This is a genomic window from Microbacterium sp. P5_E9 (assembly GCF_054049175.1).
The window spans coordinates 35,388-49,319 of record NZ_JBFUMV010000017.1 but is presented as its reverse complement, the minus strand read 5'-3'; the positions used below and the strand labels follow the sequence as shown (position 1 = coordinate 49,319).

16 protein-coding genes are annotated in these 13,932 nt (G+C 64.1%); 9 read left to right on the top strand and 7 right to left on the bottom strand.

Going from position 1 to position 13,932, the window contains the following annotated elements; genetic code table 11:
- The first annotated feature begins 103 nt into the window (after positions 1 to 103).
- Positions 104 to 784, top strand: coding sequence for a cytochrome c biogenesis CcdA family protein (locus ACXJ3V_RS16775; protein WP_457101479.1), 681 nt, complete (start codon positions 104 to 106; stop codon positions 782 to 784).
- A 395-nt stretch (positions 785 to 1,179) separates the two neighbouring features.
- Positions 1,180 to 1,971 carry a hypothetical protein gene (locus ACXJ3V_RS16770; protein ID WP_457101478.1) on the top strand — a complete coding sequence of 264 codons (792 nt, stop codon included), beginning with the start codon at positions 1,180 to 1,182 and terminating at the stop codon, positions 1,969 to 1,971.
- A gap of 47 nt (positions 1,972 to 2,018) precedes the next feature.
- Here the strand turns inward: ACXJ3V_RS16770 and ACXJ3V_RS16765 are convergent, their stop codons facing one another.
- Positions 2,019 to 2,366 (bottom strand): GntR family transcriptional regulator, encoded by a 348-nt coding sequence (locus ACXJ3V_RS16765; protein WP_457101477.1) that lies wholly within the window; start codon positions 2,364 to 2,366, stop codon positions 2,019 to 2,021.
- The gene (locus tag ACXJ3V_RS16760; RefSeq protein ID WP_457101476.1) at positions 2,363 to 3,286 is read right to left on the bottom strand and encodes a hypothetical protein; all 924 of its coding nucleotides are present in this window, start codon (positions 3,284 to 3,286) and stop codon (positions 2,363 to 2,365) included. Before ACXJ3V_RS16760 ends, ACXJ3V_RS16765 begins: the two co-directional genes overlap by 4 nt.
- A gap of 370 nt (positions 3,287 to 3,656) precedes the next feature.
- Here ACXJ3V_RS16760 and ACXJ3V_RS16755 point away from each other — a divergent pair, with 370 nt between their 5' ends.
- From ACXJ3V_RS16755 to ACXJ3V_RS16740, 4 genes are all read left to right on the top strand, one after another.
- The gene (locus ACXJ3V_RS16755) at positions 3,657 to 4,283 is read left to right on the top strand and encodes a hypothetical protein (protein WP_457101475.1); all 627 of its coding nucleotides are present in this window, start codon (positions 3,657 to 3,659) and stop codon (positions 4,281 to 4,283) included.
- 26 nt (positions 4,284 to 4,309) lie between these two features.
- Positions 4,310 to 4,780 (top strand): RNA polymerase sigma factor, encoded by a 471-nt coding sequence (locus ACXJ3V_RS16750; protein WP_457101474.1) that lies wholly within the window; start codon positions 4,310 to 4,312, stop codon positions 4,778 to 4,780.
- 612 nt (positions 4,781 to 5,392) lie between these two features.
- On the top strand, positions 5,393 to 5,956 hold the full coding sequence (locus tag ACXJ3V_RS16745) for a hypothetical protein (protein WP_457101473.1): 564 nt from the start codon (positions 5,393 to 5,395) through the stop codon (positions 5,954 to 5,956).
- A gap of 187 nt (positions 5,957 to 6,143) precedes the next feature.
- Positions 6,144 to 6,767 carry a hypothetical protein gene (locus ACXJ3V_RS16740; protein ID WP_457101472.1) on the top strand — a complete coding sequence of 208 codons (624 nt, stop codon included), beginning with the start codon at positions 6,144 to 6,146 and terminating at the stop codon, positions 6,765 to 6,767.
- A 78-nt stretch (positions 6,768 to 6,845) separates the two neighbouring features.
- On the opposite strand, the gene ACXJ3V_RS16735 is transcribed toward ACXJ3V_RS16740, so the two are convergent.
- From ACXJ3V_RS16735 to ACXJ3V_RS16715, 5 genes are all read right to left on the bottom strand, one after another.
- On the bottom strand, positions 6,846 to 7,499 hold the full coding sequence (locus ACXJ3V_RS16735) for a DUF6226 family protein (protein ID WP_457101471.1): 654 nt from the start codon (positions 7,497 to 7,499) through the stop codon (positions 6,846 to 6,848).
- An 81-nt stretch (positions 7,500 to 7,580) separates the two neighbouring features.
- Positions 7,581 to 8,375 (bottom strand): hypothetical protein, encoded by a 795-nt coding sequence (locus tag ACXJ3V_RS16730; RefSeq protein ID WP_457101470.1) that lies wholly within the window; start codon positions 8,373 to 8,375, stop codon positions 7,581 to 7,583.
- 110 nt (positions 8,376 to 8,485) lie between these two features.
- On the bottom strand, positions 8,486 to 9,046 hold the full coding sequence (locus ACXJ3V_RS16725; protein ID WP_457101469.1) for an RNA polymerase sigma factor: 561 nt from the start codon (positions 9,044 to 9,046) through the stop codon (positions 8,486 to 8,488).
- A gap of 215 nt (positions 9,047 to 9,261) precedes the next feature.
- Entirely contained in the window at positions 9,262 to 9,432 is a 171-nt protein-coding gene (locus ACXJ3V_RS16720; protein WP_457101468.1) for a hypothetical protein, read from the bottom strand.
- Positions 9,433 to 9,567: 135 nt separating this feature from the next.
- Positions 9,568 to 10,200 (bottom strand): hypothetical protein, encoded by a 633-nt coding sequence (locus tag ACXJ3V_RS16715; RefSeq protein ID WP_457101467.1) that lies wholly within the window; start codon positions 10,198 to 10,200, stop codon positions 9,568 to 9,570.
- A 243-nt stretch (positions 10,201 to 10,443) separates the two neighbouring features.
- On the opposite strand from ACXJ3V_RS16715, the gene ACXJ3V_RS16710 reads away from it, so the two are divergent.
- The 3 genes from ACXJ3V_RS16710 to ACXJ3V_RS16700 all read left to right on the top strand — a co-directional run bounded on the left by ACXJ3V_RS16710 (position 10,444) and on the right by ACXJ3V_RS16700 (position 13,471).
- On the top strand, positions 10,444 to 11,088 hold the full coding sequence (locus ACXJ3V_RS16710) for a hypothetical protein (protein WP_457101466.1): 645 nt from the start codon (positions 10,444 to 10,446) through the stop codon (positions 11,086 to 11,088).
- A 147-nt stretch (positions 11,089 to 11,235) separates the two neighbouring features.
- Positions 11,236 to 12,072 carry a hypothetical protein gene (locus tag ACXJ3V_RS16705; RefSeq protein ID WP_457101465.1) on the top strand — a complete coding sequence of 279 codons (837 nt, stop codon included), beginning with the start codon at positions 11,236 to 11,238 and terminating at the stop codon, positions 12,070 to 12,072.
- A gap of 136 nt (positions 12,073 to 12,208) precedes the next feature.
- Positions 12,209 to 13,471 carry a tyrosine-type recombinase/integrase gene (locus tag ACXJ3V_RS16700; protein WP_457101464.1) on the top strand — a complete coding sequence of 421 codons (1,263 nt, stop codon included), beginning with the start codon at positions 12,209 to 12,211 and terminating at the stop codon, positions 13,469 to 13,471.
- The last annotated feature ends 461 nt before the right edge of the window (positions 13,472 to 13,932 follow it).

The following is a 13,932-nucleotide window of genomic DNA, read 5'->3' as shown; positions in this document are numbered from 1 at the left end:
GCCGGCTGCGAGATCGTACTTTCGCGCTGGGGGACCGGCCAGCGGACTCGGACATCACCCTGGACCCAAAGGCCAGCGGATGCACCCCCATTAGACTCCATGCGTGCTAATGACTGCGCTTCTGAGCTTCGGCGCGGGAGTTGCAGCGCTTCTTTCGCCCTGCACCTTTCCGATCCTTCCCGGTGTGGTGGCCAGCCTTCAGGGCGGTACCCATACAACGCGCGCCGGCGCTGCGTCGCTGCGAGTGCTCCTCTTCGCCGCTGGCGCGACCGTCGCGCTGGTCGGGTCCGTCGCTCTCCTCCTGGTAATCGGCCTTTACGTGAACTTCCTCGCCCCGCCATACTCGTGGCTGCTGGGCGTGGTATTCATCGTGGCTGCCGCTGCTTCAGTGGGATGGATCAAGCCGCCAGTGCGTGCGTTCGATGTCCCGAAAACCGCTGGCTTCCTGCGCCCGTTCCTGCTGGGTTTCGGCTTGGCGCTCGTTTGGTTGCCATGCGTCGGCCCGACCTTGGGAATCGTGCTGGGATTGGGATCTCGTGCTGAGAGCGTGCCGACGGCGTTGGTTCTCGGTTTTGCGTACTTCCTAGGCCTCCTGACACCGATCATGTTGTTCGGACTCATCTTCGTGCGCGCCACCCGAGGTAGACGATGGGCGGGACGAGCTGGACGGCTCGTCTCTGTCCTCGCAGCCGTCGGCCTGGCCGTGACCGGAGTTCTTCTCGTCACAGGGGCGTGGGAGGTCTTCTCGCGGTGGCTTGTATCGATTTCGCCCGTTTTGCTTTGAAAGCACCTACACGAGTGGAACCCTCCGCGTAGGGGTCGATCCATTGAGGGAATGAGTGCCGTCCCGTTGGAGAACCGGCTCTTGCCGTCGCCGTTCCGCGTGGGGTCTGGCAGTCTCGCCTTGTGCAGGTCAATCCAAGCCGATGGCTCGAGGTCGTAGTCGGGGCTTCGCGCATCGTCGTCAGCGTGGACGGTCCCTACGCGGTTGTACGCCGACCCGGGCTAAGCGACGTTGTCGTCTCGTGGCCGGACCTTGATGTGGGGTCCCGCGCCACGTCGAGCACAGTGCTGGGTGCGCCGACCGGGGCGTGGGTGTTCTACCGGCCGCTGGAAGCGGAGAATCCTGCGCTTCCTGACGGAACGCCAGCGGCCGTGCACGTTGCTGTCAGCGGTCAGATGACTCGCTTCACCGGCCTGACTGAGAATCAGCCTCTCGGCGTCACCCGCCATGGGCTCTGGCTCACCTCGGAGAGCTTTCTCGATCCGGATGACGAAGAGTCGTGGCACGGGGAGCACCATGCAGCCGTGCTCAACGCGGACGGGACCGTAGGGGGATTCACGATCGACCGTCGGATCGCATTCGCCATCGATGACGGCCACCGGTCCCGGCTGATCCTCTACGCGGGGGCGCCCGCCGCGAACCGTGGCCGACTGGGCGGGACGACGTACACGTACCGGTACATCGGGGTCTCACTCACGGACGAACTCGCGAACGTCACCCGCCTCGCGGACCTCGAGTCCGAGCAGTTCGACGAGCACGACCTTCTCGATGCCATGACGAGGTTGGCACCGCAGCCCCCCGATAATCCTCCGATGGGTGTGGAGATCCCCTTGACCCCGTTCGGCCTCTCCGAGCACGACAAGGCCGCGGCCGTCCGCGCCGTCCTCCGCGAGTTCGACCACCTCGCGAACTACTGGCACGGTGACGGTGACCGCACGTCTCCGCTGTCACAAGGTCTCGGCGATCCACTCGTCGAGGCTGTCGATGAGTGGCCGGCCACCCGCGTAGAGGTCTCCTTCACTCACCCCCACTACCCCGAGGGACGCCTCCGCCGAAGCCTCCGCGTCTTCGACGACGCCGGACGCATCCGCCCGGCCATGTATGCGGCCATCCACCTCATGGAGGACTTGGACACCGCCGCACTCCCCGATCCGAGCAACGCACGCGATGGCGTCCTCGAGATCTAGCCCGAATGACGTCCGGTAGAGGACCCGCTGCCGGGTGTGCGTGGTTGCTACCAGATCGCGCGGAGTACGCGGGTGGCTTMGTCGAGGTCGACGCCTTGGCGGTGGCTGACGGCAGCGAGTTTACGTGCGGCTTCTAGGACGGAGCGGGCGGTGGGGGATGCTGTCATCCCCACGCGTGTTCCGCTGCCGATGCGAGTCTCCAGAATCCCTTCGGTCTCCAGCGCTTTGTAGGCTTTCGCGATCGTTCCTGGAGCGACATCCAAGTCGCTGGCGAGTTGCCTGACCGACGGGAGTCTCTCCCCAGCGGCGAGCTGCCCGGTCGTGATGAGCCCACGGATCTGGTCGCGCACTTGATCGGTCGGTGGCCCGCCAGATGCCGACAGTGTGATGATCATGCGATCGCCACCCGGCGTCGAGAGTTCGGTGTCGGCACTGCTGAGAGCAGCGCGGAGAACCACAATGCGAGTCCGATTACCCCGACGACCGCTCCTGCCCAGTAGAGGAACGGGGTTAGCGCGGCGAAGGATGTCCCGACATTGATCTCGCCTGCGATGCCCGCACCTGTACCGATCCCGGCACTGAGCGTCGAGGTTCCGGCGAGTGAGCTCAGGACGGCCGACAGGTGAAGAAGCACTACTCCCATCCCGACGCGCACGACATTGAGGGAGCGCACGCGGCGTACAGCGACGTCCTCATCACGGTTCTCCGCTATCGCGGGTCGTGAGATCAGTGTGAGATCGATAGTCATGACCCCGACGAGCGCCGCGAGCAGGATCAGGCACGGGACGGAGTAGTGCCAGCCATAGATTGTCGTGGATGCCGCGGCTGTGCCGACCTCGACGACGTAGAGGGTGTACCGACCCTGTTCGTCGGGCGACGAGGCCACGCCGGCGGCCACCGCCACCGCCACGGTCAGGAGCAGCACGATCCCGAACGTGACAAACCACCATGGCCGGGAGAAAGTCAGCACCGTCCGCCGCGAGAGCTCAGCACCCTCACTCCGGCTTCCACTGCCCCGCACAGGGAAAGCAAGGATGATGAGTGCAGCGCCTCCCACCACCAGCGGAGTCAAGTACCGCAGATCCATCATCGCCGTAACCACCTCGATCGACGGTGACGGCAAGAGCCAAGGGGCGGTGCTGACCAGCCAATAGCCGATCATCACCACGAGTGCGGCACTGGTAGCCACCACGATCAGAACTCGCGTCAATCCCCTCGGAACCGCAACGCGGCGGCCGATAATCAACCACCCTGCGGCGGCTGCGCCGGCCGCGAGAAGCAACGGCGCGAAGGCGATCACATGCAGAATTCCCATCGGGCACTCCCTACCAACGAGTTGTATTACCGCGACGATACACAATGTGCTAGCAACGTGACACACTTGGCACGGACTATCACCACCAGGCTCGTTGGATGGCGGAGCAAGACCCCGGCGCCCTGCCTGCGCAGGCAAGACCCGCGTCCTGGCGGGATCCGCTTCAGCCGAGCCGTCGCGTAGAGGGACCGGGTCCCGGTCCCGGGCCAGATGTGATGTCCCGGCACGTTGTTCAGCGGCCGGTTGTACTCGGTGCGGACTGCGTCAGGTGGAGACTTCCGATTACGTGGTCGCGAACATTCATTCGTCGTCATCACTGGCGGTGTTGCTGGACATATCTCATGTAACGACCCTTCACGATGGGAGTGACATGGATACCCAAGACCGTCTGGATCTGCTTCTCGAGCGCTCGGCGCCCGAGGCAGTGCACGTTGGCGATGACCTGGTCCGCGAAATGGATCACGTCGCGGCGGCGACACACACACAAGTGGCGGACGAGCAGCCCCGCATCCGCCGGATGCCGCGCCTTGTGGCGGGCGTCGGACTGGCAGTCCTGCTGACGGGCGGCGCCGGTGCCGCGGTTGCAGCGGGAGGCTTCGAGTGGTTGCCGTGGGCGGAGGATCCCGATGTCGCCTATGCGTTCACCTTGCCGAGCGGTCGCGGGTGCGAGGCACGTATCGTTCTGGAGCAGACCGAGGACTACGGCGACTGGGACGTGTTCGTCGCCGATATCGGTCAGCTCACCCTCGATGACGCGACCGTCGCGAGACGGGCGGACGAGATCCGTTCCGATCCTCGATCGATCATCCAGGTGCTGGACGCGAACGGGCAGTTCGTGGATCTGCCGGCKGGGGCCGAGCCGACCGAGGACGACTGGTACGCGGTGGCGCACTATGTCGCGCTGACGGAGGAGACGACTCGTCTGTCCGCCGAGGCGGGGATCGACGGCTGGTGGACGTCGGATGCGCAGCTGCAGTGCGAGGCCCTTGCCCCGTGAATACGGCCAAGCGCAAGCAACGACTATTGACCTCGGCCCTTCATGAGTCGAACGGTGACCTGCTGCGGTTCCTGCACCGACGCGTGGGGTCTGACGATGCGCCTGACCTGTTCGGGGAGACGCTGCTGATCGCGTGGCGGCGCGTCGACGACCTGCCGGAGGATCCGATCGAAGCGCGGATGTGGCTGTTCGGGCTTGCCCGAGGAACACTGCTGAACCACGCGCGCGGCGCCCGCCGCCGCTCCGCGCTCGTCGACAAAGTCCGATCCCACATGCCGACCCGTGCGGCGGCGCCCGCGGCAGACGAGGGTGGCGAGGTCCGCGACGCGATAGAGCGCCTCAGACCTGAGCTTGCGGAGATCGTTCAACTCGTCCACTGGGACGGATTCACGCTCGCACAGGCTGCGGAGATTGTCGGCATCCCAGCGGCGACGGCGCGATCACGATACGCCCGCGCCAAGGACGATCTGCGAGCCGCCCTCGGCGTAAGCGCGTGATGCACTGCGGAAACGTCATTGCCGTGGGCACCTGCTCGCTACCGCCGCACCTGCCTGGACATCACAGCCGAATTTGACTGGTTCCTGTCAGGCGGCAGGGGAAGAGCGCCCAGAGCCCTACCTCCGGGCGCTCTTCCCCATCCACGCCGCTTGCCGTCATAAATGATCCCGTGGCGCAGTAGGAGGTCCGAGGGTCGATTCCGTTGCGTCACCAGCCCGCCCTCGTTGTCGTCGCGACGCCGAAGCGACCAAGGAACTGGGCACTTCATCACTCACACCCCTACGAACTGAGCGCATCCGTGGACGTAACTCAAAATCTCATTGACCCGGCCGCGATCTCCTTGCCGCCAACCCTGCAGATCCACATTCCGGTCCAGGTACCGACGCCCCACGCGTGATCGTCCGTGCGACTCCGACGTGTGTCGCTGAAGGACCGCCTGTGGCTAACAGCGGGTGGGCGGGACGGGCCTTCGCATAACTGCGCACATGGGACGACGCGACTGACGGACTCCCGTTGCTGCCCGGGTGCGCGACGCCCTGCACCTGAGGTGTCGAATGCACCGAATCCCTGCGGCTTGCTGGACTCCGACCCGAGCAACCAGAGTGGGAGTCATGCTCTTCGATCGTGTACTCGGCCCCACAGGCGGAGCGAAGCTTCGCTCGGACATCGGCGCGCTCGGTTCGCCGCGATCGCTCTTGGTGGAAGGAGTGACTCAAGACCGAGGGGGGATTCGCCAGTTCCGCTTCTGGGTCGACGAGCCCGAGTCAGCGTGGGCTGCGGTTTTCGACAACGGTGAGCAGTGGTCATACTCTGCGGGCGTCGTCGACTACGGCAACGGGAACACGCACCCGTCCTCCTTTCATGACTCGATTTCCGACCCGATGAAGCTGCTGTGGCCGACCGAGTTCTTAGTGTGGGGCGAGCGTCCGACGCATTTCCGTCCTGTACTTGCTCAGCGCCTTGGCCAGCGATCGCTGTTGCTCACCTTCGAGCACGGGGGCGACCCCGCGATGAGACAGACCATGGTCGTTGACCAAGACTCTGGCATCGCCACCAAACGCATCGAGTACGACCACGGCACAATCATCACGAGCAGCACCGCATTGGAGGACGGAACGCGAACGCTGGACCCCACCTTCGAACCCATCACAGATTGGATCCGCACCGCCTACTGAACGCCGGTCATGGCCGCTGCGGCCAAGCTGATCGCTTTTGGCCGCAGCGTCGCGTTGAGGGACCCTCGAGCGGAACGGATTCTGGATCAGCGTGACGGTCAGGTCCTTCGCGGGTTGTGCCCCTCATACGGGTCGCCCTTTGACGAGAGAATCAGGTGTCACCCGATCGACCATAAGGAGGGCGACGATGCGCAGCGACCAGCCCATACCTGGGAACCCGTGGCCACTCGAAATGCAGATCGCTGTCGATGAGCCGTACGCGCTTATGTATCTCCTGTTCGTTCGGGAGGGGTGGCGCCTTGATGTCGCTGAACTTCCAGACGTCGATCCGGTGCCCGCGACGGGCACATCGACGCGACCACCGGCGGTAGATCCGACCGAGGCCGCAGTACGGTGGCGCCGCGAGTGGTCTCGCGCCTTTACGCAATTCGAGCCGCGTGACCGTAGTGTGCGCGAACCCGACGAGGACACCGCGCGCCTGCTCCGAGAGCTCCCCGATGAGCAACTCGCAGAAGCTTTCTCCACGATGCCGTCGACGTTCTGGGCTGAAGGGACCGACCGTGACGCTTTCAACACGTGGTCCATGAGCTTGCACGACGACCACTCTCTTCCGCTTGCCGAGCATCCGGAGTGGCGCTGCCTTGATGCACTCGTGCCCGCGTGGCGAACCGGCCTCACGACGATCCTTCAGCTGCCGTATGCCGGCTACTTCGCTGAGCGCTTGAACGCCGCCACACTAATCGTCTCGCGCGTCACCCGCCACGACCCGAGTCTGTACCGACAAGCACTCGGAACACCCTCGCCGGCCTAAGGCAGGCAGTCGTCAAACTTCTCGGTAACGCTCCAACAGTCCGCTTGACGATCGGCTTGCGGTCTTAGGCCGTGCTGATCACGGTGCTGAAGTCGCCCTCGGCCACTCGGACCATGCTTCCGGGGCTTTGTGGAGGATCGACTCGGCGGCGTTGAACCGCTCGAGCGACATGCCTTGCTCGAGCGAGCCTCCTGAGCTCGCGCCGTCGGTGTAAGTGAACGAATATCCCACCCAGGGGTCGAGGTCTCGCCGCTCGACGGTCTCGCGATAGCGCCCGGTGGCGACCGCGAGCACTTGCCGCTCAAGGTCGTCCGCCTCCGCCTGCCAGTTTGAGTCGCAGGCGTCGCAACCACAGACCGGGTAATGGAAGTCGTTGAGGAGTCCGGCATGCATGTAGATCCCCGGGTAGGCAGTGAAAACCAGCGTGAGGGACGCGCACGCCGAATCATTCGGTCGTATCCGTACGGCGCGCACCACGTCGTTATAGGCCGGGTGAAGCAGATCCGCCGCCATCTCCTCGCYTTCCTCGACTACAACGTCGTAGGTGTCACGAAGGTGAGCGATGAGCGCGTCGGCGACGGTGTGCACCGGCGCGAAGCGCTCTGGGTGCGTGTCTACAGAGTAGGTCTCCTCCGGCGGTGACCCACTCCAACGGTTGCCGTAGTCAATGACCTGACCGTCGGCGTCGCGGAACACCGGCGTGTCGATCAAAGGACGCGTGTAGGAACTCACCTCGCTATCCTCCCGTAACTGCGATACCCAAGGCTCGGCAGCGCGCGACTTATCGTCGCGCAACCGGACCCTGAACTGGTGTTAGCCGCCGACGTGGAATGTGCCGATTTGGGTGGTTCMGTCGGATTCGAATACGGGGACTTCCCATCCGTTCGGGTACTTCTGGTCGCGTTCTTCCTGCCAGGCGAGAGCTTCGTCTGGGTTGGAGGGCGGGGTTGCGTGGTCGGGTGAGAAGGAGTTCAGGGCGGTTGCATGCACGTATCCCTGAAGGGCGTTTCCGTCCGCTGCGGTGGTCTCGACGAGGATCAGGTCGGGTTGTCCTTGGTMGGACGCTCCCGAACCGTAGGTTTCGCCGTGTTCATTCACTCCGAGCAGCGTGGGTACGTAGTTGACGTACTGCATTGTCACGCTCGCTGTCGCTTTGCCCTCCGGGTTCACGAAGAGAGTCGTGGTGGATTCGTCAAGTGGGAGGTCCAGCCACGCCGTCCCCGAGGCGGTTCCCGCGTCGGTGGCGGTGCAGGAACTGGCGGGGTTGTTTCCACTGGGGTCTGTTCCCCAGACGATTCTTCCTACGGTCAGGCAGGTGACGGTGACCCGCACATGGGTGGTCTCGTTGGGCCGGTTCGTCAGTGGTAGCTCGATCGGGGATGTCACCGTAAGAGAGGTGGGGTCACCGACGACGGTGATCACCGGCTGTCCCGGGATGACGCCTTGGGGGGCGACAACCGGATCGCTCAGTGCAGGCGTGGGCTGGCCGGCGGGCTGTTCGATGACGATCCCGTTGCCAGCAGGGTGCGTCTCCGGGCCGGGAGAGGGCCAATTGTCTGTCGCGGCGAAAGCGGCCGCGGATACACCGGCACCCGCGATCACTCCCACAGCCACCAGGCCAGCGGCCCACCCCACGCGGGTGCGGGGACGGGAGGAGGCGACATGTGCGATCAATCCGGCGCGAATGGCGTCAGACCTGCTCGGGGTGGATGGAATTGTCATGGTGTTTCCCCTTCCGTGATGGGGGCAAGCGAGCTCGAAAGCCGTCGCCGGAGTCGTGAGAGCCGCATCTTCGCCGCTGATTCGGAGACGCCCAACGCGGCGGCCGCTTCGCGGATCGTGAACCCCTCCAGAGAGGTCATCGCCAACAGGCGTGCATCCGTTGGTCGCGCATCGGCGAGCAATGCCCGCAATCGCACCAACCGTGAGTTATCGAAGTCCGCGAACTGATCGGCATGATCCGGCGCGTGCTCTGGCTCTGGAAGAGAGGCCAAGAACGCGCGGTAGCGACGATTAGCGCGTTGCGCGTTGCGGTGGACGTTTTGCGCGGTCACTATCAACCACGGCAGCAGCGACCCGTCCACGAATCGGACATCACCTCGACGCCGCCACAGCTCGAGAAATGTCACGGCCGCCAAGTCGTCCGCGTCCACGAGATTGCTGCCACTGAGACGCAGGTGCCGGATCACGCGGTCGCGATGCCGATCCCAGATCAGTCCGTAGTCGCGGGCGTTGCCCGCGACCACGCGTCGCCACACCACTTCGTCAGAGTCGCCCACACTTCATAGTGTCCGCAGCACCCCGAAAGGTCACACTTCCACCAAGTCGCTCGGAAACTCATCGGCCGGATTGCAGGTCGTGAGGTGGTGACGTCCTGCTGTAGGACCGAGATCCCGGCTCACTGGGCTGAGTGGGGCGTGGCGCGACTCCGCGAGCATGAGTGTCCGTGACAAAGCGCTGGACACGAATCGAGGCGACTCGAAGGAGAAGACCTCTAGTCGCTGTCGAGAAAAACCCCGAGGCTGTCCCCGTCGTAGACGAACCGCAAGGCGCTGTCCGCAGGGAACTGGGCACGCAGCTCGTCGGGCATGTCACTGTTGATCGTGACCTGCGCGATGGCGGRGAAGCCACCTGCGCGGCACCCCGAGTAGACGGGGCTGTTCATCGACCAATGGCTAGAGCGGAACACCGGCTCGTAGTCCAGCGGGACGGCGCGCAAGCCGACCGGCTTGAGATACGTGGGTTTCCGCGATCGCTGCTCTATTTCGTGGCGAACGTGACCTGGGGGTATCTGTAGGGATTAGTCGAATAGGTGAAACTGAACCTCAGGTGTGCCACCGTCGGTAACCGTAACCAATGAGCCGCCCACATTGGTTCCGCGAACGGCGTCGGTATCATCGCACGTCACGGTGCCCGCGCCTCCGGTGTAGAGCCCGATGCACGCGTGTTTTCCAGCGTCTTTGGTTGCAGCCCACAGAGTTGTGTCGTCGATTTTCCGGATGAGCTGGAGCGAGTCCACGTCCCAGTTCGCAATCTTCGAGATTGCAGCTTCCGCGGCCTCGGCTCCTGAGGACGGGATGCTCGCGCTCAGCCCTGCAGGGGCGCCCGCTTGGCCTAGAGCGAATCCTCCCCAGCCAACGCCGGCGAGAGTCAGGACTGCCACTCCCGCGAAACCCAGCCGCCGGACAAATCGACGGTGCCGGGACGACGAGGCGTTCCCAACATCGCCTCGAAGACGAACAGTCAATGACGGCAGGGACACGTCGATGGTGTCCGCGTCAGAAGACGCGTTCGCAACAACTTCGGGCGCGACCGAACTCGCGGACTCCAACTGGTTCAGCCGGACTATGCCGGCCGCGTCGATGGTCGGATTCGGTCCATACGCGCGTTCTCGGAGAAGAAACAGTTCATCGCCCGGGTMTGAATTGCTCACTCGACAAGCATCTCAGCTGCGAGTTCGAAGGCATCGAAACGCAGCGCCAACTCTTTCGCAGACCCACCACCGCAAGCCGGTCGCGCCGCGCGACATCTTTCGTTGCGCAACCGGACCCGGTAGCGGACGCACCGATCGGCCAACTCACCGGTCGAGGCGTCGCGACATCAGTCCCGGCTCACGCTTCTTGGACGACCGGCGCGCCTTGGCACGCACAACGGCGAGCCACCCTACATTCGCCACATGAATCGCTTAGCTGTTGCAGTTGTCGTGGCTTCGTTGACCGCTGCCGCGGCGCTTGCCTTCTTCGCTCCAACCGAGCCGGTCTTCGCCTACGTTGCAGTGGCGTCGGGAGCGGTGGCCTGGGTTGCGCTGACGCTCGACCGCGCCCGGCCTGACATGCCGCGCGCGCCAAAGAGATCTGCTGTTGTAGTGGCAGTCTTACCCGTCATGATGGTGATCCTCGGTAGCTGGTACGCGTTGGTCGCGCTGCCCGGTGTGGCTGCGGCCGGAGGCGCCCCGGTCGCGATGAGAGAGGACGCGATCGCGTCAGGGACCACCCCGATGCTTGTCTGGTCAGTCACTGGCGCCATCGCTGCCGTCGCTGTTCTCATCACTGCATCGACGGCGCGTGTGAAGTCGACGACTGTTTCTCAGCTTGGCTTGGCCGTGACCGTCCTACTTGGTGGGTGGTACCTCGTGGCCGCGTCCCCCATGCGCGAACTGGTGTCGAGCGTGGCCTGGAGTGCCTCCCACGCCTACCCAACAACCGGGGCTGTACTCGAGACGCTAACGGTCGGGGCCTGGGCTTGGCTTGTTGCGCTCACCGCGCTCAGCATCCGTGTGTGGCCCGAATCGCGGGTGAGCAGGCGAACGCTCGCATCATAGGAGGCGACGGGCTCCAATCCCCGAACACCCGTACACGGATCTGCTTTCGCCACATGGTCGTCGCGCTGAACGACCGGCATCGGAAACGCACGACTCGCGGGATGGCGAGTAGCGCACGGGACCCGATCTCGTGAGACGATGCGGCCGATGGACACCGAGATCTCCGACGAGCTTCAGACTCTTCGTTCCCGCGCGTACGGTCCTTCGGCGGACATTGGCACGGACTCGGCCGCGCTACGGCGTCTTCGTGAACTGGAAGGGCTCGTCAGAGTATCCGCTCCTGTCTCGCTAGACACGTCTGCGGCCGTCGACTCCTCGCAGTCCGCCGGGAATCAGGGACTCGCTGAAGCGCCGGCGGCCGCGGCTGAGGTGAGCGAGTATGACCGCACGACCGCGCCCGATCCCGACCGTTCGCAAAGCGCCGAGCCCGATGAGCCTTTCCCAGATCCACCGGCCGACGACACCGGTGAGCCCCGGCTGCGGCGAAGGTTGTCGGGCCCTGTTCGACTGGTTTGGGCGGCCTCAATTGTCGCGGCGGCGGGCATCGCGACTGCCCTCACGTATGGGCTGCTCGCCATGTCCCCCGTTTCGGCGTCGAGCGGCGCTCCCCAGATCGCCACGCTGCGTCCCGCACCGCGAGTCGAAGTCCCGCCCGGCTGGTTCGGCGCAGGACCAAGCTCCCGCGCGTGGGAGTTTCACGGGCTGACCCTGTTCGAGACCTCCAACGGAATGCTCGGAAGCGCAGGTGATTGCTTCGCCGTCGTCACGACCGCGGCGATCCCCGCGGAACAAGAGATCGACCAGAACTCCTGGTCAATCTCAGGTCTCGCGTACACCGCGTGCCGCGTGGGAGCCTTTCCAGCCACAGTCGAGATGGTCGTAGACAGCAACGCCCCCGAGGAACTACGCGCTGCTTACCCTGACAGCGCCCTTCAATTCGTCAAGGCAGGCGACCAGATCGGCGTTTTCCTAGACGAGGGCTAGGCAGCCACTCCACCAATCGAAGCCGCCCGCTGAGGGACCGGCTTGCGAACGGACTCTGCTCGATGATGACGCGAATGCGACGCCGCTTCGAGTGCTTCGAATATGACCGTGGCCGAGAGCGCATAGCATCGCGAACATGGATACTCCTGCCCGCGGCCAGCTGATGCAGAGGTTTCTCCAGCACCGCTCATTCGCGGCGGGAACGCTCGACGCCTACAGGCTCGCACTTCGCGATCTCGCGAACTGGGCTGACGCCCAATCGGTTTCATTCGAGAGCGCCACGGTGACGGACCTTTGGGAGTTTCGTGAATGGTTGCGCGCTCGGAAGCTCTCGCCCAACACCGTAAACACGAGATTCAAGAACGTCCGTAGCTTTTACGATTACCTTCGGCGCACGGGTGTCATTGCAGTCAATCCAGCCGCCGACATCAAGATCACCGAAGTGGCTCTCGCTGGGAGAACCGTTTTGACTCTCGATGAGTTGGCAGCGATGTGGGAGGCATCCGATGGCGTTGAACGAATAATCGTAGGTCTGGCCGGGCTCTGCTCAGTGCGTCGCAGTGAACTGAGAGAAGCGCGTGTGAAAGACCTGCACTCTCGCTCCGGCATGACAGCGTTGGCGATTCCAGCCCGGGCGGGGAGCATGAATGATCTTGGCTTCGTGACCTTGCCAGACCTACTCGCTGTAGAGATGGACCGTTACCTGGACGGGCGACGCACGGGATTTCTGTTGCGGGCAGTGAGAGGTGACGCAGGTTCTGGGGTGGCCCTGACTTACATCAATCAGGTGGTGAAGCGGGTAGGGCGCAGAGCGGGCCTTCCATTCCCTGTTACCACTCTGGCCCTGACCCAGACTCTCAGGTACCTCGCTCTCGAGAATCGTTTTTCGTATGTCAGCGTTGTTCGGACGGCGTCACATGGAAGCGTCCTGCTACGCAATGAGATGATTCGGGACCTCGACCTGCCCGCCGAAGAGCATGCGTCTGTCCGCCTTGGGCGGATGCTGGCGGCGCGGTCCTCAGTGGACGAAGAGATGCTCTTGCGCGCGGAGCATCTTCTATCAGATCGATCTCAACACCCGAGCGCCTCCACGATGGTGGCCAGTGCCACCTTGGAACGAGCTCTCCGCGAAGCAACGAGCGCATGCGGCATTTCCGTCTCGAAGAAGGACCCAACGCTCGGCACCTATGGCTCACTGCTGAGGAGCAGCAATTTGATCTCTGTAGGGCAGCTGCGGACCATAGATCGAATTCTCGGTTTCCGTAACCACGCGGCCCACGGCTGGTTTGAGTTGGTGACCCGAGATGACGCGGAGTGGATTCTCCACGAAGCGCGTGCGCTGATTGCCGAACTCCGGACGATTCAAACCCAGGACCCACCTGCGCAGCGTGCGCCCTGAGGGACACTGCCTCATCGCTGTGAGAGTGCGTCCGCGAGCAGACCGGCATGCGCCATTGATGCTGGGCGTACGGTAAAGCGCATGGACGCCCCTCGCCCACTCCCGAACATCGGCGCGCCGGCCACCCGAGCCCTAGCCGAGGCCGGGGTGCTGAACTTGGAGGACGCAGAGAAGGCAGGCCTCGACCGCCCTGCAACTCTCCATGGTGTCGGCCCGAAGGCTGTGCGACTGTTGAGGGCCGCGATCGAGAGGTAGCGGACGAGACCGTCGCGGTGAGCGACCGGTCAGAGACCTTGCAGACGGTTCAGAGTCTGTGTGCGCTCGTCGCCTGCCATCCAGCGGAGGTCGACGTCAACTTCGGTCGCAGCCCCGGATCCTCGTGCCGCGGCAGGATCGAGTCGGGATAGCGCCGCTGTGTACTTGCCAGCATCTAATCGCGCGAACTCTTGCTCGGGCCCGAC